General features: G+C 69.1%; 15 protein-coding genes and 1 pseudogene. 7 read left to right on the top strand and 9 right to left on the bottom strand.

The window, feature by feature from the left end; all coding sequences use genetic code 11:
• Positions 1-191: 191 nt before the first annotated feature.
• The 3 genes from CC117_RS07600 to CC117_RS07610 form a co-directional block, all read right to left on the bottom strand.
• Positions 192-764, bottom strand: a complete 573-nt coding sequence (locus CC117_RS07600) for an RICIN domain-containing protein (protein WP_084131702.1) — start codon at positions 762-764, stop codon at positions 192-194.
• A gap of 319 nt (positions 765-1,083) precedes the next feature.
• Positions 1,084-1,581 (bottom strand): hypothetical protein, encoded by a 498-nt coding sequence (locus CC117_RS07605; protein WP_071083020.1) that lies wholly within the window; start codon positions 1,579-1,581, stop codon positions 1,084-1,086.
• Between the two features lie 138 nt (positions 1,582-1,719).
• On the bottom strand, positions 1,720-1,965 hold the full coding sequence (locus tag CC117_RS07610; protein ID WP_071083021.1) for a hypothetical protein: 246 nt from the start codon (positions 1,963-1,965) through the stop codon (positions 1,720-1,722).
• A 430-nt stretch (positions 1,966-2,395) separates the two neighbouring features.
• Between CC117_RS07610 and CC117_RS07615 the strand changes: the two genes are divergently transcribed.
• Complete coding sequence (locus CC117_RS07615; protein WP_071083087.1) at positions 2,396-3,676, top strand: sulfite oxidase; 1,281 nt, start codon at positions 2,396-2,398, stop codon at positions 3,674-3,676.
• Positions 3,677-3,787: 111 nt separating this feature from the next.
• Here the strand turns inward: CC117_RS07615 and CC117_RS07620 are convergent, their stop codons facing one another.
• The gene (locus tag CC117_RS07620) at positions 3,788-5,815 is read right to left on the bottom strand and encodes a glycerophosphodiester phosphodiesterase family protein (RefSeq protein WP_071083022.1); all 2,028 of its coding nucleotides are present in this window, start codon (positions 5,813-5,815) and stop codon (positions 3,788-3,790) included.
• A gap of 240 nt (positions 5,816-6,055) precedes the next feature.
• Positions 6,056-6,976 (bottom strand): hypothetical protein, encoded by a 921-nt coding sequence (locus tag CC117_RS07625; RefSeq protein ID WP_131803031.1) that lies wholly within the window; start codon positions 6,974-6,976, stop codon positions 6,056-6,058.
• Positions 6,977-7,439: 463 nt separating this feature from the next.
• Here CC117_RS07625 and CC117_RS07635 point away from each other — a divergent pair, with 463 nt between their 5' ends.
• A complete protein-coding gene (locus CC117_RS07635; RefSeq protein WP_071083025.1) occupies positions 7,440-8,294 on the top strand; it encodes an alpha/beta hydrolase in 855 nt (284 codons plus the stop codon).
• An 87-nt stretch (positions 8,295-8,381) separates the two neighbouring features.
• Here CC117_RS07635 and CC117_RS07640 read toward each other — a convergent pair whose 3' ends face one another.
• The gene (locus CC117_RS07640) at positions 8,382-9,119 is read right to left on the bottom strand and encodes an FAD-dependent monooxygenase (RefSeq protein ID WP_071083026.1); all 738 of its coding nucleotides are present in this window, start codon (positions 9,117-9,119) and stop codon (positions 8,382-8,384) included.
• Between the two features lie 524 nt (positions 9,120-9,643).
• On the opposite strand from CC117_RS07640, the gene CC117_RS07645 reads away from it, so the two are divergent.
• The 3 genes from CC117_RS07645 to CC117_RS07655 all read left to right on the top strand — a co-directional run bounded on the left by CC117_RS07645 (position 9,644) and on the right by CC117_RS07655 (position 14,592).
• The gene (locus CC117_RS07645) at positions 9,644-13,159 is read left to right on the top strand and encodes a CHAT domain-containing protein (RefSeq protein WP_241829917.1); all 3,516 of its coding nucleotides are present in this window, start codon (positions 9,644-9,646) and stop codon (positions 13,157-13,159) included.
• Positions 13,160-13,232: 73 nt separating this feature from the next.
• Positions 13,233-13,646: a hypothetical protein gene (locus CC117_RS07650; protein ID WP_071083027.1), complete on the top strand. Its 414-nt coding sequence runs from the start codon at positions 13,233-13,235 to the stop codon at positions 13,644-13,646.
• Position 13,647: 1 nt separating this feature from the next.
• Positions 13,648-14,592 (top strand): hypothetical protein, encoded by a 945-nt coding sequence (locus CC117_RS07655; protein ID WP_071083028.1) that lies wholly within the window; start codon positions 13,648-13,650, stop codon positions 14,590-14,592.
• Between the two features lie 29 nt (positions 14,593-14,621).
• Here CC117_RS07655 and CC117_RS07660 read toward each other — a convergent pair whose 3' ends face one another.
• On the bottom strand, positions 14,622-14,918 hold the full coding sequence (locus CC117_RS07660; RefSeq protein ID WP_084131706.1) for an ADP-ribosylglycohydrolase family protein: 297 nt from the start codon (positions 14,916-14,918) through the stop codon (positions 14,622-14,624).
• A gap of 147 nt (positions 14,919-15,065) precedes the next feature.
• Between CC117_RS07660 and CC117_RS07665 the strand changes: the two genes are divergently transcribed.
• Positions 15,066-16,139, top strand: a complete 1,074-nt coding sequence (locus CC117_RS07665) for a hypothetical protein (RefSeq protein ID WP_071083030.1) — start codon at positions 15,066-15,068, stop codon at positions 16,137-16,139.
• A 79-nt stretch (positions 16,140-16,218) separates the two neighbouring features.
• On the opposite strand, the pseudogene CC117_RS34360 reads toward CC117_RS07665, so the two are convergent.
• Positions 16,219-16,882, bottom strand: a pseudogene (locus CC117_RS34360) (IS630 family transposase); the annotation flags it as partial.
• Complete coding sequence (locus CC117_RS39765; protein WP_256385361.1) at positions 16,851-16,976, bottom strand: hypothetical protein; 126 nt, start codon at positions 16,974-16,976, stop codon at positions 16,851-16,853. The pseudogene CC117_RS34360 and the gene CC117_RS39765, both read right to left, overlap by 32 nt.
• 725 nt (positions 16,977-17,701) lie before the next feature.
• Here CC117_RS39765 and CC117_RS07670 point away from each other — a divergent pair.
• Positions 17,702-20,428, top strand: a complete 2,727-nt coding sequence (locus CC117_RS07670) for a type 1 periplasmic-binding domain-containing protein (protein WP_131803032.1) — start codon at positions 17,702-17,704, stop codon at positions 20,426-20,428.
• Positions 20,429-20,558 lie beyond the last annotated feature (130 nt).

Below are 20,558 nucleotides of genomic sequence, written 5' to 3' on the forward strand. Positions count from 1 at the left end.
GGCGGAGCCGCTACGACGCCGGCGCACCGGTCGCCGCCTGGTATTCGACGTCCGCTCCGGCTCGGTGAGGCAGGCTCCGCGACAGAGCCGTTATCTGGACAAACCCCACCCCAGAGTCGTGACTCAACGTCACATGCAGGGTGGGGCCAAACTCGCTGGAACCGACCTACCGACCAGGTACAGCGCTGTGTTCAGATTCGTCCCACCACGGGTGCCCGGAATCCGAAATCCTGCGGAGAGACCGGGAACGCCCACCGCTGATCGGGATTCCGGTGGCAGTCCCACAGGACCAACTCGGTGCCGTTCGCGGTACTGCCGCGGTCAGCCAGACCCACGCACCTGCGGGTCGGCGAGTTCCGCAACAGGTAGGTCCCGTCGCCGAGGCCATAGAACTCCCATTTCTGATCGCTACGACCGTTGTCGCAGGTCGCCAGGACCAGCCGCGTTCCGTTGACCGTGCTGCCGCCACCGTCCAGGCCCACGCATCTGCTGTCCAGGGCCACGCTGACCACCAGGCCGAGACCAGGAACGCCATGCCACAACTGGTCGGGGTGGTAGTGGCAGTCCCAGAGCACGAGGCGCGTGCCGACAACGGTGCTGCCCCGATCGGCCAGCCCGACGCACTTCTCATTTCCCGCCGCGCTGTGAAGGGCGGTCGGATTCACTCCTTCGGCGTGCGCCGGAGACGGCACTACGAGCGCGGTCACCGCCGCGGCAAGGACGGTGAGCACTACAAAGAAATTCCTGATCCGACGAACAGCCATCGAGCACCCCCGAGGTACGCGGTCGACGCCGCATCCTAGACGCCCGCCGGGAGCCGATGACACTTCTGTCCATATCCCGATGAAAGTCAACGGACATCCGAGGACACTCCGACGCGCATGGTCGTCCGGACCTGGCCGTGCATGGCGCGTACGGCGCACCGTGCGGTCATAACCTTGGCTGGGAGGCCTGCGAGTCCCGGTTCCGAAACGACCAGCACAATCGGCCAATGGACGGATGGGACAGGGCCTTCCAGCCGCCGAGTCGGACAGCCGCGTGCAGTCTCCTTCGGTCGTCGGCAGGCGGGGAAGCCCGGCACCGTCACGAGGGTCGGGAGGCGTGTCCCCTGTCTTCGGCGCGTAGCGCCCACGCCCGGGCCACCGCGACCAGCAGCAGCACGATCGCCAGCGGCACGCCGAAAAGAAGGACGAATCCGAACCCGATGTTGGCGCCGATGACTCCGGCGGTCGCGATGTGGTAACCGAGGCCGAGGATCACTCCGACTCCCACGAGCGGCCACAGCACCTGCCACTGGCGCCGGTCGGCGTCGCCGCTACGGCCCCGGTGTAGCAGGAGCGACGCTGCGGCTGTCGCCAAGAGCAGAGCGACAATACCGATGGTCGTCATCCACCCGGCGAGGATGTCTGGCGGCCGGACCACGTAGCTGAGTTCCGACTGGTGGCTGTCCTGTTCGTAGTCCTGCCCCAGCAGTCCCGCGACCGCGACCGGCACAGCCGCGATCAGAACGGCGGCGGCCCCGCGGTGCAGGGCCCGCGCGGGGGCGGATGTCGGCGTCCGCTTCGGCGGCGAGGTACGCATACGAGCCAGTCTTCCGGTCAGCCTCCGGGACGACCTGAGCGCGAATACTCAGGTTCGCCGCCCGGGACCGGCCCCGGATGCTGGCCGCGACCGAGCTCCACCCTCCCTCGCCGCCGGCCGGCGGTGGCTGTGCCCTGACTAACGGAGACCGATCCGGCGCAGGTCGTGGTCGGCGACGGTTTGGCCGAGCGCGGCGCCCACCTCGTCAGTGTGGCGGAAGTGGACGCCTTCCCACACCCGGGCGTCGACGTCCAGCGTGGCGGTTGGCAGGGCCGCGGCGGAGACCGTCCGCGCGGTGACGTCGTACCAGTCGATCACGACCTCGGTGCCGGAGCTGGTGGGTGCGCCGGCACCGGTCGAGCTGGTGCCCGGCGAGGGCGGCACCAACCAGCGTGGCGGTGAGCAGGAGCGCCCGCGCACGCGGGCGTGTACGGGCACGCGACAAAGGCACGGTCGTCGCCGTGAAAGAAAAGCCCTACCTGTGAACGAAACCGGGGCAGCTTCGGCGGCTGGCCGTCCACTGGCCGGACTCGCACGAGGCAGAGGGAGAGGCACTGGCAGCTACTACAGAAGCCGCGAGCCCCTCCTGAAATCAGCATCCACCCGGTCTCCCCGCGACTCTTGACCAGGGATGAGGCCAGTGAGCACCGAGGCGGCAACATCATCCAGCGACTCAAACACACGTTCCGCAGCCGGCCGAGGACTTCCCGACGCCTTCGACTGGGCCCGCTTTGCTAGCTTCCCGATCGTCTTGCTGAAAAAGACCCGATCCGGCTGACGGGTTCGATGGTGCGGGCTAGCCTGATTCAGCGTGATCGAGCCCATCGGCGACGAGATCGCCTACGACCAGGAGCGGTTGCAACAGTTCGTGCGGGGGCAGGCCCGCGCCCACGGTCTGTCCCGCCGTTCCCTGCTGCGGTTGCTGGCCCTAGCGACCGGGCCGGTGGCCACGGTCGCGGCATCGGCGGGGCCGGCCCGAGCCGGCACGCCCGGCATCCCTACGATCGTCAAGCCGCTGCCGCCGGAAGTGTTTACGGTCCGCGGCACGAACGCGGAGACGAACTTCCAGGCGTTGGCCGGGCTGGGGCGGAACGAACCGGCCAGTCATTTTTTCGTGCGTAATCACACCGCGACTCCGAACCTGGACGCGGCTAGTTGGCAGCTGCGGGTGTTCGGTGACGGGCTGCGCGGCGCGCCGTCCGTCACCGAGGCTGTCACATTCGACTACCACGACCTGCGTCGTATGCCGGCCCGGACCGTGGACGCCGTCGTCGAGTGTGCCGGTAACGGGCGCAGCTTCTACGCGACCCAGCAGGGTCAGGCGGTCACCGGGACGGCTTGGCGGTTGGGCGCAGTCGGCCAGGCCCGGTGGCGGGGCGTCCCGCTGTCGACGGTCCTGCGCCGAGCCGGGATCACAGACGCCGCCGTCGACGTGATGCCCCAGGGCCTCGATGACGAGTACGTGGCCGACGGGGTGAACCTCGGCCGGGTGCGGCGGCCGCTGCCGGTGGCCAAGGCGCTCGACGACGTGCTGTTGGCATACGAGATGAACGGCGCTCCGCTGCCGCCTGACCACGGCTATCCGGTTCGGCTGATCGTGCCGTCCTGGGTCGGTATCGCGTCGATCAAATGGGTCGGAGACATCGAGGTCTCCACGCGACCGCTGCTGTCCCCGTGGAACACCCAGTTCTACCGGCTGTTCGGCGACGCCTGGCCGGGCGGCGCGAGCCCGCCGCTGACCACCCAGGTGACCAAGAGCGCGTTCGAGCTGGCGTGGAACGCCACCCTCCGCGGCGGCACCTCCCGCCGGGTCCACCTGACCGGCCGGTCGTGGTCGGGGCGAGGGCGGGTCACGAAGGTCGAGGTCAGCACCGACGCCACCGCGACCTGGCGGCCGGCCCGCCTGCTCGACCGGCCGGCTCCGGACCAGTGGGTCCGCTGGGAGTACGACTGGCACCGCCCCACCCTCGGGCCCGCGGTTCTGGCCGCCCGGGCCACCGACGAGACAGGCGCGACCCAGCCGACCAACGTCGCGTTGAACACCCAGGGCTACCTGTTCGGCGCAGTCGTCCTGCATCCGGTGACCGTCACCTGACCAGTCAGGTCACCGACGTGATCGTCTACGGTGTGCAGTCCGTCCGCACCATGTCCGCACCAGCGGCGCTGACGGTGGCGAGAGCGGGAAGCGCGGAGGGCTGGCAGTCCCTTATCGGACCTCGACCGTGATCTCATCGCTCGTGGTGGTGCCCACCGCGTTGGTGAACTCGACCGTGTACCGGTACGTGCCGGCGGCCCTGCCGGTGACGTCCAGCGTGGTGTTCTGGGCGGCGGGGCTCGCCGCGGTCAGTGTGCCCTCGGCGACCCGGGTGCCGTTCTCGAAGAACCGGTAGCCGGTGACGTTGACGCCCCACCACAGGTTGACCGTGATGCGGTAGGAGCCGTCGCCGTCCCAGTTGTCCTGGGAGAGCACGGGCTTCGCCGGGGCGGCGTCGCGCACGGTGACGGTGAGCGGGGCGGTGTCGGTGTGCCCGGCGGAGTTCCGCAGCACGCCGGTGAAGGCGTAGGTGCCGTTGGCCAGGCCGCCGACCGGCACGACCGCCTTCTGCGCGCCCGGGGTGGCCCAGGTCAGCGGGACCGTGGCGATGCGCCGGCCGTCCCGGTACAGCTCGAAGGACGTGGCGTTCTCGCCCCACCACAGGTCCATCGTGACGTTGAAGACGCCGTCGCTCAGGCCGGTGTCCCAGCCCTCGTCGGAGCTGAGCACACCCCGGGTGGGTGCGGCCTGCGCCTCGTCGCACCAGTCGATCTCGGGGTTGTTCGTGGCGTTGTAGGTGTCCTGCCAGGCCACGAGCTCGCCGGGCAGGTCGGTGATGATCCCGTCGACGCCGAGCGCCGTCAGGCCCGCCCAGGCGGTGGCGGAGTTCTCCGTCCAGACGAACGTCCTCAGTCCGGCGGCCCGCATCGCGTGCAGCGCCGCCGCGCTCGGCCAGGCGTCGGGGTTCAGGCCGATCGCGTGGTGGGCCCGGGTGAAGGCCACCGGGTCCGCGGGGAAGTCGCCGAGGATCATCGTCGGCAGCTCCGGGTACACCTCGTGCAGCCGGTCGACGGTGGTCGTGCTGAAGCTCTGTGCGATGACCTGGTCGCGCACCCCGTACCGCTCGATGAGGTCACGCGTGGTCCGCGTGTACTCCTCCGACCAGGTGCCCTTGTACTCCAGGAGCAGCTTCGCGCCGCTGTCCTTCATCCAGGCCAGCAGCTCCTCCAGGGTCGGCACGGGGGTACCGGCGAACTGGGCACCCTTCCACGATCCTGCGTCGAGCTGCCTGATCTGGGCGATCGTCAGGCTGTGGTTGCTCCCGGTGCCGTCGGTGGTGCGGTCGACGGTGTCGTCGTGCATGAGGAAGGGCACGCCGTCCGCCGACCAGTCGATGTCGACCTCGACGTAGTCCGCACCCTTCGCGAACGCGGACTGCAACGCCGGCATCGTGTTCTCCGGGTACGCGGCCGAGTCACCCCGGTGCGCGACGACGGCCCCGGTCTGCCCCGGCCCGGTGGCGCCGCTCGGGATGCAGGGGGCCGGCGGCAGCGGGTCGATCTCGGTGATCCGGACGTTGTCGTAGGAGACGGTCGCCCCGTCGACGACGAAGCCCTGCACGCCGTTCGCGCTGCGCAGCAGGCCGWCGGTCTCGAAGACCTTGACGCCGTTGTACCACCACTCGCCGTGGGTGCCCTGCACGACGACCGAGACGCGGACGTCGGTGCCGGTGCCGGTGCCCGCGGCGGTGGGCGCGGCGTGCGTGCTCGGCACGTACCACCCGTTGGCCGCGGTGCGCTGGGCGAACTCCAGCCCGTTGGCCGCGGTCGTGGCGCTGCGCATCGCCGCCTGCTGCCACGGCACGGAGCCGTTGGCGGGGATGTCGAGCGCGAGTGCCTGCCAGCGGCTGGTGTTGTCCACCGCTACGAAGCGCACCGTGGCGTCGAACCGGTAGTTCTCCAGGTGTTGACCGAACGTGATCCGGACGATGCTGCCCCCGGTGCCGAGCAGCCGGCCGTCCTGAACCCGCCAGTTCCCGTTGACCACGTTCCAGCCGGCCGGGATGGTGCCGCCGGAGAAGTCCTCCTGGAGCACGACCTGCTCGCCCACGGCGTCGGCCGCGGTCGCCGGCGATGCCCCGCCGACGACCACGACACCGCTCACGGCGGAGGTGGAGGTGGAGGCGACAGCCGCGATCACCGCGGCGATCCGTCTCCCCCAGGACCGAACCCTCGTCTGCTTTCGTTCCACCTGTGCCGCAGTCCTTTTGCGTCCGTCATGACCCGGGGCCCCGCGGTGCTTCCGCCCAAGTCCCACTGGAGGTGCTCCGGCGGGCCGGCCCATTGAAAGAGGGGTTCCTGACCTGCTGACCGCGACCCGGTCAGCAGCCGGTGAATCTTTGATGAAACGCAAACGACCCTTCGACTTCACCAACACCGGTCATTCCTGGCGCCCGTCGTCGCGCGCTCGTTCCCGCTCGGCGAGCCAGGCCCGGCGGGCCCGTCCGGCGCCGTCCGGTTCGAGGATGCCGACGTCGACGACCGGACGTCCGCCGAGCGGCTGGTCGAGGTGCACGACGGTGCTCCACCGGCGGGCGGCGGCCTGGCGGTACATGAGGCGGAGACGGCGCCCGTCGGGTGACGTCCGCACCGGCCCCGTACCGAAGGACGTCGGCCCGTCCGGGCCAAAGGCGAGCCAGGCCCGGACCGCGACCCGTTCCGCGGTCTGCTCGACGACGTCGAAACCGGCCAGCATCTCGTCCCGGTAGCCGCTGCCCGTGCACCACAGTTCGCGGCCGTCGGCGGTGACCGAACAGGCTCCCACCGTGCTCTGCCATCGGTGCCGGGCCTCGATGATCGGCCCGGCCGCCCGTGAGCGGTGGTACGCCCGCACGGCGTCCGGCAGCCAGTCGGGGGTCTCCGCCACGCCGTCCAGAACACCGGCCGGTGCAGGTCGCGTGCCGGGCCGGGGGCGGCGGGGGTGGACGTGGATCAGCTGCCCGGAGTGGAACAAGGCGGCGACGGTGCCGGGCACCGCCAGCAGGAGCCGCCCGGCGGCAGCACCGTCGTAGGGGCGGTCGGGGTGGATCGGCCAGGCCCACCAGGTTCTCTCCGCAGCACCGTCGCCGGAGCTGCACCCGACGCGCCGGATCCCGCCGGCGGGGCCGGGTGTGGAGTCCTCCGTCACGGCCTGCCGGAGCCCATCCCCCTGCGGCGTCAACCACCAGGTGACATGGGTGACAGCCGGCTGGACGCCGACATCGAGCTGCCGACCCCCGCCTACGGCCTCACGGTTCCCGGCCCCACCACGGCTGGGACCGCCTCCGTCGCGGGCACCGGTCCGGTCCGTTTCGTCCGCCACGCCGCCGCCCTTCGCGATACCGCGATGCTGAGACCCCGAGGTGCATCCCGATGATGCACCGGACGGTCACCGGGGCATTTCGAGGACCTGTTTCCTCTCGGCCCGGGCCGGCGTGGCCAGGCCACGCCGGTGGAGTGCTGGCACGTGACGGGGAATCCGACCGCCCAGCCGGCGGCAGGCATGGCGGTGACGACGACCCGGCCCGGTTCGGCCCGGCGCGCCGGCCACAGCCACGGTCAGGCGTGCAGGATCCCGGTGAACAGCGCGGGGAAACATTGACCGAAGCGACGGACGGACCGGGGGAACCCGGGACATCGTGAACGCCAGCAGGACCCGACCCCATGACCGTCCACTCGCGACCAGGTCCGTGCCTTACCCTCAATGACCGCCTGGCCGACCGCGACCCGCCGCAGCTCGGGCTACGCGGCCGGGTGGACCGCCGCACCACCGACGAAGGAGAAGCATGTCCCAGTCCGAGCCCGTCCTCCCCGAGTCCACGGTCGCGCAGATCGAGCGGGCGAACGCCTCGGGCCGCATGCCTGTGGTGTTCATCCACGGGCTGTGGCTGCTGCCGAGCAGCTGGGACCGCTGGGCCGCCCTGTTCGAGGAGAACGGCTACGCGCCGGTGCTCCCTGGCTGGCCGGACGACCCGGAGACGGTCGAGGAGGCCAAGGCGCACCCGGAGGTGTTCGCCAACAAGACCATCGGCCAGGTCGCCGACCACTTCGGGGCGGTGATCAGCAGGCTGACGACGAAGCCGGCCGTGATCGGGCACTCGTTCGGCGGGCTCCTGACGAACATCATCGCCGGGCGCGGCCTCGCCGCCGTCTCCGTGGCGATCTCTCCCGCACCGTTCCGGGGGGTGCTGCCGCTGCCGATCTCGGCGCTGCGCGCCTCCGCCCCGGTGCTGGGTAATCCCGCCAACCGGCACCGGGCCGTGCCGCTCACCTTCGAGCAGTTCCACTACGCCTTCGCGAACGCCGTCAGCGAGGAGGAGGCGAAGGAGCTGTACGAGACCTACGCCGTCCCCGCCCCGGGCGCGCCGCTGTTCCAGGCCGCGACCGCCAACATCAACCCGTGGACGGAGGCGAAGGTCGACACCGACAGCCCCGACCGTGGCCCCCTGCTGATCATCGGCGGCGAGCGCGACCACACGGTCCCGAAGGCGATCTCGTCGGCCGTCTACCGCCAGCAGAAGGACAACCCGGGAGTCACGGAGTTCGTGGAGATTCCCGGCCGAGGACACGCGATCACCATCGACAACGGCTGGCGGGAGGTCGCACAGACCTCGCTGGAGTTCGTCCGCCGCTTCGCCTGACCCTGGCATCGGCCCGGGTCGGCGACCGACCCAGGCCGATGTGCGGCCTGGATACCGCCGGCGACCGTGGTGAGGAACCCGTACGGGTTACGCCGCGGAAGGTCCAGCCGTTCGAACCAGGTCGTGAACGTCCCCTCCCGGCACATCAGCATGGCCGCTGACCTGGCTTGAGGATGGTGTGCAGGGAGTGGAGTGCGTCGTGGAGGCTGGTTCCTCGCCAGGCGATGATGTGGGCCGCAGGAGGACGAGTTCGTCCTGGTCGCGAAAAGCGACGTCGTCGGCCTGGTGGACATCGATGTGCGGATCACCCGCCCGGCGCGGGAGTGATGGCAGTCGGTGGCGGGTGAGAATGGCCCGGCCCGGCCCGGCGAGATCGATCGTCGATCGGGTGTGCCCGACGTCCAGCCAGCGATGCGGGATGCGGGTACCGACCCGTCCGCAGGGGTCGAAGCGGGTGGTCGGCTCGGGATCGCCGTCCGGGCCGACCCGTGGGATGAGGGCGCCCGCGGTGTACTGAAAGCCGCCGGCGTCGAGCACGTAGGGATGCGCGAGCGTGGGGTCGGGCGCGGAGCGGTCCAGGATCTGCTGGGTGTAGTGGGTGGACTGGTCGGCGGTGAACCAGCCGGCGGGGCGCCGCTCGGTGTCGTAGCTGTCGAGCAACGCCTCGCTGGCCTGGCCGCGGAGGAGCGCGGCGAGCTTCCAGGCCAGGTTGTGCGCACCTGCGATCCCGGTGTTGGCGCCGTTGGCCGCGAACGGGGGCATGACGTGCGCGGCGTCCCCGGCGAGAGACACCGGACCGGCCCGGCAGGTGTCCGCGACGCGCATCTACAGTCACCATGCGCGCCCGCACCGGCCACCCCACCGATGCCGACCTCAACCGGGCAGTCGGCCCCTATCTGGCCCGCATCGCCGAAGCCGGCCAGCACACCCATTTCTCCCGCTGGGCCGCCGATCCCGACCGGCACAATATCTGCTCGGGGCGTGCCTCACCGGCACCAAACAGTCCGGAGCCGACGCACATGAGACCGAGGTTAGACGCGGTACATGTGCTGTGTCATCATTCCTCTGGATCGAAGCATTGCCGGACATCGGAGTCAGTTCATTGGCTAGCATGCCCGGAGTGACTGTCGGATCTGCCGTCAGAGATGACATCGGAACCGACACCGGGAGGCAGAGAGATGCTGTACCGGAGGCGTCTGCTCAGGCAGGTGCGGAGGCGGTTACGGCAGTCCTCCCGCAATCATGATCCGTCGATAGTACTGAGTCGAGATGCCCTCGACGACGTAGCTGCTCTGCTGGCGACGATCACTGATCCGAGCACAGRCCTCGAGGTGTCCCAGGCGGCGGGGATGGTGCACTGGAGGCGTTTCCTCGCCCTCGGCCCGGATGACGGCGAGGCGGATTTCACTGCGGCGATAACTTTACTCGCCCCGGTATACAGACGGAGACCTCGCGCGGTTCCGCAGGGCGCCCGCGCCTACTTCGAAGAGGAGCTCCACGCAGGGGGCGGCCTGATCAACGCCTGGGTTCAGCGCGCCAACGAGCTCCTGGACGACTTCAGGCAGACCGGCAATCGGGCCGAGCTGGATACTGTGGTCGACCTGCTCCGCCGGGTGCTCGATGCCCTCCCTGCAGACCATTCTGCCCGTGGTCTGACGCAGTACAACCTCGGCGTCTCGCTGGTGGCCCGGTTCGAACACGCCGCCGACCCAGTGGATCTGGCGGCGGCGGTGAATGTGTTGCGGGCAGCCGTGGAGGCAACGCCCGTCACAGATCCCAACCGTGTCCTGATGCTCTCCAGCTGGGGGGCCGCGCTGATGGCCCGCTTCGAATCCGCCGGTGACTCGGTGGATCCAGCGGATCTGGAAGCGGCCATCACCCTGCTGCGGGCAGGCGTGGACGCCACACCCCACGCAGATCCCAACCGCGTCATGCTGCTTGCCAATCTCGGGGCCGCACTGATGCTTCAGGGTTGGCGGACCCTCGACGTCGCGGACCTGGCCGCCGCCACCACCACTCTGACGGCGGTCGTCGGCCTCACCCCCGCCGACGACCCGAGGTACGCCGGCCGGATGTCGAACCTCGGCACTGCCCTGCACCTCCAGTACGGGCAGACCAACGATGTCACGCAGCTGGACGCCGCCGTCACCGCCCACCGGACGGCGGCGGGCAACGCCCCGCCGGGTCATCGTCTCCACGCCAGGTGCCAGGCCAGCCTCGGCAATGCCCTGCGGGACCTGTACGAGCTGACCGAAGACCTGGCGGACCTGGACGCCGCCGTCGCCTGTCTGCGGGCGGCTGTGGACCACACTCCCCCCACGCATCCCGACCGGGTCAGGATGCTGTCGTCGTTCAGCAACGCGTTGGATACCCGATATGAAGAGACGGGGGATTTCGCGGCCCTGGACGACCTGATCGCCGCCAGGCGGGCCCGCGGCGAGTTCCCCGGCACCGATCCGGCCGGCGACACCATGAACCGGTCGATCCTCGGTAACGCGCTACGTCTCCGGTTCGAGCACGCCGGCGACCCGGCGGATCTGGAAGCGGCGGTCAGCCTGCTTCGGACAGCCGTCGACGCCGCCCCGTCCACTCTGTCCGACCCGTCCGACCGTGCTCGGTGCCTGTCCAACTTCGGCCTCACATTGCGGATCAGGTTCCAGCAGGTCGGAGATCTCACCGACCTGAACACCGCGATCGACGCCCTCCAGACATCCACCGATGTCCTTCCCACCCACCATGCCGACCGTGCCGGGATGCTGCTCAACCTCGGCACCGCGCTGCTGTCCCGGTTCCAGYGGACGGGCGACCCTGCGGATCTGAACGCCGCTGTCACGAACCTCCAGGCGGCGCCAGACCTCATCCCCGCCGGCCACCGCAGGCGCGGCATGATGCTGGCCAACCTCGGCAGCGCGCTACAGATCCGGTTCGCCCAGACCGACGATCCCGCCGACCACGACGCGGCCGTCGCCGCTTTCCAGACGGCAGTGGACGTCACTTCCGCCGGCCGCCCGGACCACGGGGCGATGCTGGCCAATCTCGGCGGCGCGCTACGGTTCCGGTTCACGCGGACGGATGACCCCGCCGATCTGGAGACGGCGATCGGCCACCTGCGGACCGCGGTGAAGATCACTCCTTCCGACCGCCCGGACCGCGCCTGGATACTGTCCGAGTTCGCCAGCGCGATGTGGAACCGGTTCGGGCAGTCCCATGATCCAGCAGATCTGGACACCGCGCTCGATGCGCTTCGAGCAGCTGTGGACGTCCAGGCGGCACCGCCGCGGATACGGATGTCCGCCGCGCGCAGTTGGGGGCTCATCGCCGGCGCCGAGCAGCGGTGGCAGGATGCGTTGGCCGGGCACGAGGCTGCGGTCGACCTGCTGGGGCGGCTCGCGCCCCGCGGTCTGGACCGCGGCGACCAGGAACACCTGCTGGCCGAGCCGGGAACACTCGGTGCGGACGCGGCGGCATGTTGCGTACGCGCCGGCCGCCCCGAACGGGCGGTGGAACTGTTCGAGCAGGGGCGAGGTGTCCTGCTGAGGCAGGCCCTGGACACCCGCACCGACCTGACCGCCCTCGCCGAACGACACCCCGGCATCGCCCGTCGCTTCACGGTGCTGCGCGCCAGCCTCGACCAGGCCGACGAACCCGGCGGTCGCCCGGCACCGGCGCGGCGGAACACGGCGGCGGCGTTCGACCAGCTGATCGCCGAGATCCGCGAGCTGCCCGGGTTTGATGGATTCCTGCGGCCACCGCCGGTGGCGGACCTCCTGGCGGTGGCCGCCGGCGGCCCGATCGTCATCGTGGCGGTCTCCTCGTTCGGATCCTGCGCACTGATCGTGACCGAGGGCGGCGTCGACGCTGTGCCGTTGCCCGGCCTGGAACCGCTGACGATCCACGAGCAGGTCCTCACGTTCCTGGACGCGCTCGACGACCGCCGGAAGGGCACCGGGGAGCGGCAGCTGGCGGACGTCCTCGGTTGGCTGTGGGATGCCCTCGCCGCTCCGGTGCTTGACCGGCTGGGCATCACCGAGCCCCTTGGGGAGGAACGACCGCGGCTGTGGTGGTGCGTCTCCAGCCTGCTGTCGTTCCTCCCCATCCACGCCGCCGGCCATCACTCGAGCCGGTTCGACCCCGCCCCGGCCACGCTCATCGACCGGGTGATCTCCTCGTACACTCCGACGGTGCAGGCCCTGGCCCATGCCCGCAGGAGCGGCCCGGCGGACGTCCGCCGACGGTTCGGCACCAGTGGCACAGGCGAACAGGGCGGCAGGATCACGCTCGACGGCGGACGGGTTCTGGTGGTGGCGATGCCGCAGACCCCGGGCATTCCCACGGACCTTCCTGGCGCGCGGGCTGAGGCCGCCGAGCTGCGGCAGAAGTTCCCCGGCCGAGTCGAGGTTCTCGCCGGGCCCGAGGTAACCCTCGACGCGGTGCTCGCCACGCTGCCCACCGCGCAGTGGGCGCACTTCGCCTGTCACGGCACTGCTGAGGCGGATGATCCGTCGAACAGCCGCCTGTACCTGTATGACGGGCCGTTGACCACCGTCGACATCGCCCGGCTCCGACTCGACCATGCGGAGCTTGCCTTTCTGTCCGCCTGCGAGACCGCATGTCCGGGGAACCAGCTTCCCGACGAGGCCATCCACCTGGCGTCGGCATTCCAGCTCGCCGGCTACCGGCATGTCATCGCCACCCTCTGGCCCATCGCGGACAAGGGCGCCGTCGCCGTCGCGGAAAGCATCTACGCGTCCCTCGCCTCGGACGGAGACGTCGCCGGCGCCGTCCACACGGCAACCCGTGCGCTCCGCGACTTCTGGCCTGGCTATCCGTCGATGTGGGCGTCCCATGTCCATTCCGGGGCCTGACCCCGGACCTCCACCAGCACCGATGACGATGACACCGGCAGGACCGACGACAGCGACAGCAGGGGGCCTCGGCATGGACGGCGACGACGGCGTGTGGGAAGCAGYGCGGGCGATCCGCCCCTACCTCGCCGACCTGCTCGGTCCGCTCGCCGCCGGCCTGGACCTGCGGCTGGYCGCGGAGCTCACCGGCGACACCGAGCGGTCAGAACGCGAGCCCCGGCTCCGCGACCTGCTGGACCTCCACCCCGGCACCCGATGGTTCCTCGCCGAAGTCCTCGCCGACGCCCCGCACTACCGGCCGCCCTACGAACAGCCCCGCGATGAGCGTCACTACGTCGACGCCGGACCAGCAGGGGATCCCAGTCCCGTCACCGCCGATCGCTACGTCTGCCCGCACAGCAGCCACGACTACGCCTGGTACCGAAGAGACGTCGCCGAGCCCGTCCCCCAGTGCGCAACACACCACGTCACACTGATCCGCGGCTGAGATGCTCGGCGCGTTCTGGCAGGCCGTCGGCGGCAAGCTCGCCGAGCGAGCAGCAGCCGTCTCCATCCCGGCGCTGATCTTCTGGCTCGGTGGACTTGCCACCTGGACGTTCGGGCAGGGCGGCGTGCACGCGCTGTCCACCCCCTCCCGGTGGCTGGACCAGCAGACCGCACCCACCCAACTTGCCGTGATCCTGGTGGTGCTGCTCACCGTCGGCGCGTCAGGAGTCATCGTCAGCCAGCTGGCAACCCCCGCACTGCGGCTGCTGGAAGGCTACTGGCCGGGGTGGACCGAGCCGGTGCGACGCCGCCTCATCCAGCGTCTCGTCACCCGTGCCGCGCGCGACAGCGCCGCCTGGCAGACCGTGTATGCACACGTACATCCCCCGGCCACCCCCACCAGCAAGGAGGTGGCTGACTACACCCGCCTAGAACGCCGCCTGCGGCGGTGTCCGTCACCGGCGACCCCCGGCTATTTCCTGCCCACCGCGATCGGGAACATTCTGCGAGCCGCCGAACGCCGCCCCCTGAACAAATACGGCCTGGACACCGTCGTCCTCTGGCCTCGACTCTGGCCTGCCCTCCCCGACAATGCCCGCGCGGACATTCGTGCGGCACGAATGTCCCTCGACAGCGCCACCTGTGTCGCGATCTGGGGAATTCTCTTCTGCGTGTTTGCGCCCTTCAGCATCCTGGCCGTTCCGCTYGGAATCGCGGTAGCCACGGTCACGATCGTTTTCGTCGTCCCGGCACGCGCCCAGGTCTTCGGTGATCTGCTCGAAGCCGCCTACGACCAGCACCGCACTCTGCTCTACACCCAGCTCCGCTGGCCTCTGCCCGCCAATCCCCACGAGGAACGGGAACACGGCCAGCGCCTCACCACTTACCTCTGGCGCGGTTCCGACGACACCACTCCCGCGTTCACCCATCCCCGAGACCCAGCCTGAAGACCGCCGTGGAGATCATGTCGGGCCGGTCAGCTGCCGGGGTAGCGGTCGAACCACTCCGTGATGGCGCCGCCCCACGCGTCGGGCTCGGTGGGCGGGTCGACCAGCTCACGGACGATGTCGTCGGCGAGCTCGCCGATCAGATCGGTGCCCTCCAGAGCGGCAAGCCAGTCGGTGGGCAGGACGTGCTCCCCGTACACCGCGCCGAGCAGACTCCCACAGACCATGCCGGTGGAGTCGCTGTCACCGGAGTGGTTGACGCTGGCCAGGAGAGCAGCGCGCGGATCGGCCCGTTCACCCGCCCGACGGTCTGGTGAGTTTGACAGCGTGCGCGGCGCCTGCGACCCCCGACGGCCGACGGAGCTGGCGGCTCAGCCGGTCCGCCTCCGAAATCACCGGACCTGGGGCACCTCCGTCGGTCACGCTGGGACGAGCGCTCCGCGCCACTGCGTGACAGATCGGAGGCCGTACACGTGGTCGACCTCGACGAGATCCCACCCGGCAGGTTCCGCGTCATCCAACTCGCCACCGGTGAACGGCTCGACCTCGCCGACCCCACCCTCGGCCGACCCGACGGCCTGGAACTGTGGGACCGCGCCGCCGCCCAGACCTCCCGCCGCCACGCCCCCACCGCCCGCTGCCTGTTCCCCCAGTGCGAGGGCGCGCCGGTCATCCTCAAGACCTATCGGGCCACCGGAACCCGCTACGCCTCCCACTTCCGCGGCGAAGGAGGCCGCGGCGACCACACCGTCGCCCCACCGGACCGTGCCCGGCACAGCGCGCTGCTCGACGTCTGGACCAGGGTGTACGACCACGTCGGCTGGCAGGTTGCCGCCCACGAACGCGGCCACGGCAGCCGCGGAAGGTCCCCCGGCCTGCTCATCGCCGACGCCCCACAGCCGACTTCCACCCACGTACAGCTCACCCAGAAGAAGAACCACATCAAACGGACCCGGGACGCGGCCGCGCGAGGTGTCACCGCCGTGTGGAACGCCGGCCCCGGTGTCATTCTCGACGACCGGGTGCCCGAGCTGCGGTTCACCACCGACATCCCCGAGGTCCTCGCCGCCCGCCATCCCCAGGACCTCACGATGCTCGGTATCCGCCGCCTCACCTGGGTCCGCGACACCGGCCCCGGTACCGGACCCGGACTGCGCCCGCAGCCTCGTCCGAGACCCATGACCATGGGCGACATCGCCGAACAGATACCCGCCGGCGAACTGGCCCCCGTCGCCTATGGCAAGTACCGGATTCTCCTCTCCAGGACCGATCGCGCCGCCTACGAAGCCGGCCAGACGACCGTCGACGACGGGGAACGCCCGGCCGCCCCGCCGCAGGGCACCGCCCGCCGGCACCTGGAACTGGCGCGGCGAGCCAGAACCGGCAGGCTGACGCTCATCCGCTACGACCCCGATGAGGAGGCGACGTTCGCGCACGGCACGGGCAACCTCGAAACCCTCGTGCCCTGCGTGGTCTGCGGAAACGGCACCTTCCGCCGCCGGTGGGGCCTGGCGATCGAACGCCGCTGCGAACATGAGCTGCGGTGACTCGGCGGATCGCGGGCCGCTACTCCCCCAAGTTCCCCGGTTTCGGGTTTCGAGTCGACCTTGACGTCCGCGTGAAGCCCTAGCGTTCCGAGTCGTTAATTCGTTCGCAGTAGGCGGCGAGGGTCTCGAGGATCTCGTCGGTGGTCTTCGTCCAGATGAACGGCTTCGGGTCCTTGTCCCATGCGTTGGCCCACTTKCGGATGCCGCTTCGAGTTCGGCGACGGACCGGTGCGTCGAACGGCGGAGTCTCCGAYGGGTCAGTTCGGCGAACCAGCGCTCGACCAGATTCATCCACGACGACCAGGTCGGGGTGAAGTACAGGTGGAACCGCGAGTGGCTGAGCAGCCACTTCTTCACCGCCGGAGTCTTGCGCGTGGCGTAGTTGTCCAGGATCAGGCGCAGGTCGTAACCCTTCGGGACCGAAAAGTCGATCAGCTTGAGGAAACGGAGGAACTCCTGATGGTGTGGCACCTGAAATGCTGGGCGGTCACTGATCCTGACGTCGGGTCAAGCGCGGTAAACAGACTGGTCGTGCAGTTGCGGACGTAGTCGTGGTCATCCGCGCGGGCGTGCCGGGCATCAGCGGCAGCACCGGCGCAGTGCGGTCCAGCGCCTGAATCTGGCTTTTTCGTCCACGCAGAGAACGGTCGCTTTCTCCGGCGGTCGAGATAGACCCCCGCCACGTCACGGACCTTCTCCACGAACTGCGGATCAGTCGAGAGCTTCCACGTCTCGACCAGATGCGTCGTCGACCTCGTCGACCGTGCACCGCTCGGTGGACCAGGAGTCGTACTGTTCGGCTGCGATCTGCTGGTGCATCCGGTCTGGGGTGACCATCTCCGCAGCGATGACGCACCTCCCTCACTCGGCAGAACGGACCTGCCCCCACAGCCGGCGTAACGCCGCGCCTGACCTCCCGGGCCACCCGAGGCGGTTGGTGCGGATGGTGGCGCCGCAGGCACGGGCGTGGAAGGCGGACGCAGGGGTGTCAGCGACGCGAGGCAGGTTGGGGTGACTGTAGCGAGGGCGAGCCAGACGGCATTGGCAGTGGATCTCGGCGCCTGGCCCGAGAGGGGGCGCGGCCCGCTACTTTTGCTGATAAGCCAGCAGCTGGTCCGGGTGCATCGTGCCGACAGCGGTCACACGGCATGAGGCGAAGTAGTTGCGGGCGCAGTTACAAGGGGGCGCATCGGTCATGTGGAGAACATCGGCTATGGTCCTCATCGTCGACAACCGGGCAACGATGCCGCGGGACACCCGATGAAAGGACGAACGTGGCGGGGCTGAATGGCGAGGGCGAGGGCGAGGAGGACGTTCCGTACTTCGCGGGCGTAGGTACTCTCCTCCGACTGATACATGAACTGTCGACGCGAACTCGCCGGGCCGCCCCGCTTCCCGCCATCTGTCTGATACGGGCATCGGGCGACGGCCCGTGGCTGAAGAGGCTGAGGTTTCGGCTGCGCCAGGGGCGGGGTAACCGCAGAATTMCGCACGTTCTCGTTCCGAGCGACGCCGCCGCGGGGACGACGGCGTCCGACCAGGCGTCGCGGGTCGAGTCTTTTGTGTCGGCGATTTTCAAGGAACTGTGTATCGACGGATTCGGCGTCACAGTGATTCGCTTCCGTCATTTCACACTCGCCCAACGGCTGACCAAGCTGGAACTCGCCGGGTCAGACGAACCGGTGGACAGGATACTGAAGAACGAGCTGCGAAAATGGGCGGGTTTCAGGGACCCTCGCGAACAAAACCAGATTATTGACAGCACCCCGGGTATTGCTCGAGCCCTGTTGTACCTGCTGGTACTGGCCACTCCGGAGATTCGCCTCAGACTGTGGATGCGAGGCCTGATTCCCGGCTTCGGCCAACCCCGATGGCTCCTGCGGCAGCAGCGACACCTTCCGGACATGCGGGCGGACAGTTTCATCGGCTTCGCCCAGCGTATCTGCGCCAATCAGGATAACAATGACAGTAAGCGACACCAGATTGACTGGTTGCTACTCAACGCATTCCTACAGGACCTCCGCCTCGCCTATCGTCGCAGGCCCTGGCGAATCCGGGCCTGGCGACGGACAGCCAATATTTTGGTGCTCCTTGAGAACGTCACCGTTGACAACGGAGGCGTCGACCTGGTCACACTTCTTGGTGACGTACGTAACGCGACCGGGGAGAACGACCCCCTGGTGGTTGTCGCCAGCAGTTCGGAGGACGAGGCAACCCGGATCACCGCCGCGTGGGCGATCGACGAAGATTCGGACCGGGCGGTCGGGCCGCGTCTTGGAAACTGGCAGCTGCCGCGCCCTGCCGCCGACGCCGACGACGCCTACGAGGTCTGGGCGGCGCTGCCGACCCCCGGCCCCCGACCGGTGGAGAGCTGGTGGCTGCCGCTGAGGATCCCCCTGTCCGGTCGCAGGCCCCCGGTTCCGCCGCAGCCCGCACTGCCCCTCGCGGCCACAGGATGGCGGCGCGCGATGCCACCGCCGCCCTGGCCGCTCGGTGCTCGCAGGTGGGTTCTGTGGTCGCTCACCCTGGTCCTGCTGATGCTCGCCGGAACCGTGGCATGGATCGCCACGCCTGGTCTTCGTCATGGGTGCTGGTCCACGACGGACGGTGTCTCCGTATCCTGGATCGACGGCGAGTGCGTCGGCCTCACCGGCGGCCCCTTCGCCTTCGAGGACCTCGACGGTGATGCCCGTTCGGGCGACCAGCTGCGCGCCGTCCAGGCAGCGATATTCAGGCAGAACGAATGCGCGAACATCCTCCGCCGTCAGGCCACGATCACTCGCGACTTCGTCACTCTGGTCTACTTCGCCGCGCTCAGTGCATCTAGCGAAGCCCAGGCGAACTGGTCCGCGGCGCAGGTCGGTGAGCTGCAGGGCGTGCTAACCCTCCAACGCCATCAGAACGCCGTTCCCAACGCAAAGGATCCCGCCTGCCGTCCGTCCACGGACGAAATTTCATCGGGGACGGAGCAGAGTGGGCCCGTTGTCCGGGTGGTCATTGCCAACGGCGGATCCGACATGCGGTTCGCGGACCGGGTGGCGAAAAAGCATCTGATCCCGTTCGCGGGCAGACCCGACGAGAAGGTCGTGGGTGTCATCGGCATGGACCGCAGCGTCCGCGAGACCAGGGAGGCCATCACCGACCTGGGCAAGGCCAGAATCCCGGTGATCGCCACGACGCTTTCCAGCGACGGCCTGGCGGACCTCTCTCCGTACTACCTGCAGATTGTCCCCCAGAATCGACGGCAGGCCCTGCTCGTCAGGATGTACGCGATCAGAACCCAGCGGATGAAGGTGACCGTCCACTATCCGAAGGGGTCGTGCGGCAATGATGACGGCGTCCTGCCCGATATTGATGATCATTATGTCTACACGCTGGTACGGGACCTGCAGGACGAATTCCCCGCGACCTCAACAGGCTCGTCCGACGGAGCTCGGGCCCCCGAGCTCAACCTGCGCGGCTGGGATCCGCCCTCATGTCGGTCCGGGGCACTGAAATCCTGGTTTCAGGAAGAATGCGGCTCCATGGATGCGAGGGATCTAATCTTCTATGYTGGTCGACACGAGGATTTCAAGGACTTCGTAGCCGGGATGAAATCCTGCCTCGACACCGTTCAGGGGTCGAGCATGAACGGTTCTTTGGTCCTTGCTGACGACTCGGTCACCAGATACGTCATCGAGAACGCCGGCGCGAGCAGTCAGAATGTCATATTTCGGTACGTCTCGAAGGGCGCCGTGGCCGTACTCGCCCGAAAAGACTGCTCAGACGGCGTACTGGAGGAGAAACGTCGGGTTGGTACAGTGGCCCTCGTATTCGGCGATGAGCTACCGCAGTTCTGTAACCGGCTGCGATCGATGTACACGCTCACGGGCATCGAGGAGCCGCAGGCCTACGGTGCCGACGAACGGGTGGCGTTGGCGTACGACGCCGCCAAGATGATGGTCGACGCGGTGGACGCCACCGGAGAAACGGACATACTCGTCATCATGCGCGAGCTCCGTTCCAAGGAGTACAGCGGCGTGACCGGAACCGTTGATTTCCGTGCCACCCAGGTCGCCGACTCCAAACAGCTGGTGGTCATGAGGATCGACCTCGGGCGAAAGACCCTGCCAGACGGCGATAATCCGACGACCCGACAGCCGGGCACCGACGTCGAATACGACACGTTCGTCACGTGCAAGTACGTAATCCGTGGTATGCCGCCGAGCGGCACCGACTGCTGGAACAACAGCCTGGGTCCGCTGGCACCACCACCCGTGGCTGTAGGTACACCAGATGGGCATGAGTAAGCCCCCCGTCCAGACCACCAGTGCGAGGCGGGAAGAGCGGCGCTCCCACGAGCCGGCACCGCCCGCCGCAGGCCACCCGTCCCCACTGTCGCCGATGACGGTGGGGACGGGTGGGCGGCCGGGCGGCCGC

This window comes from Parafrankia colletiae (assembly GCF_001854655.1).
Taxonomy (GTDB): domain Bacteria; phylum Actinomycetota; class Actinomycetes; order Frankiales; family Frankiaceae; genus Parafrankia; species Parafrankia colletiae.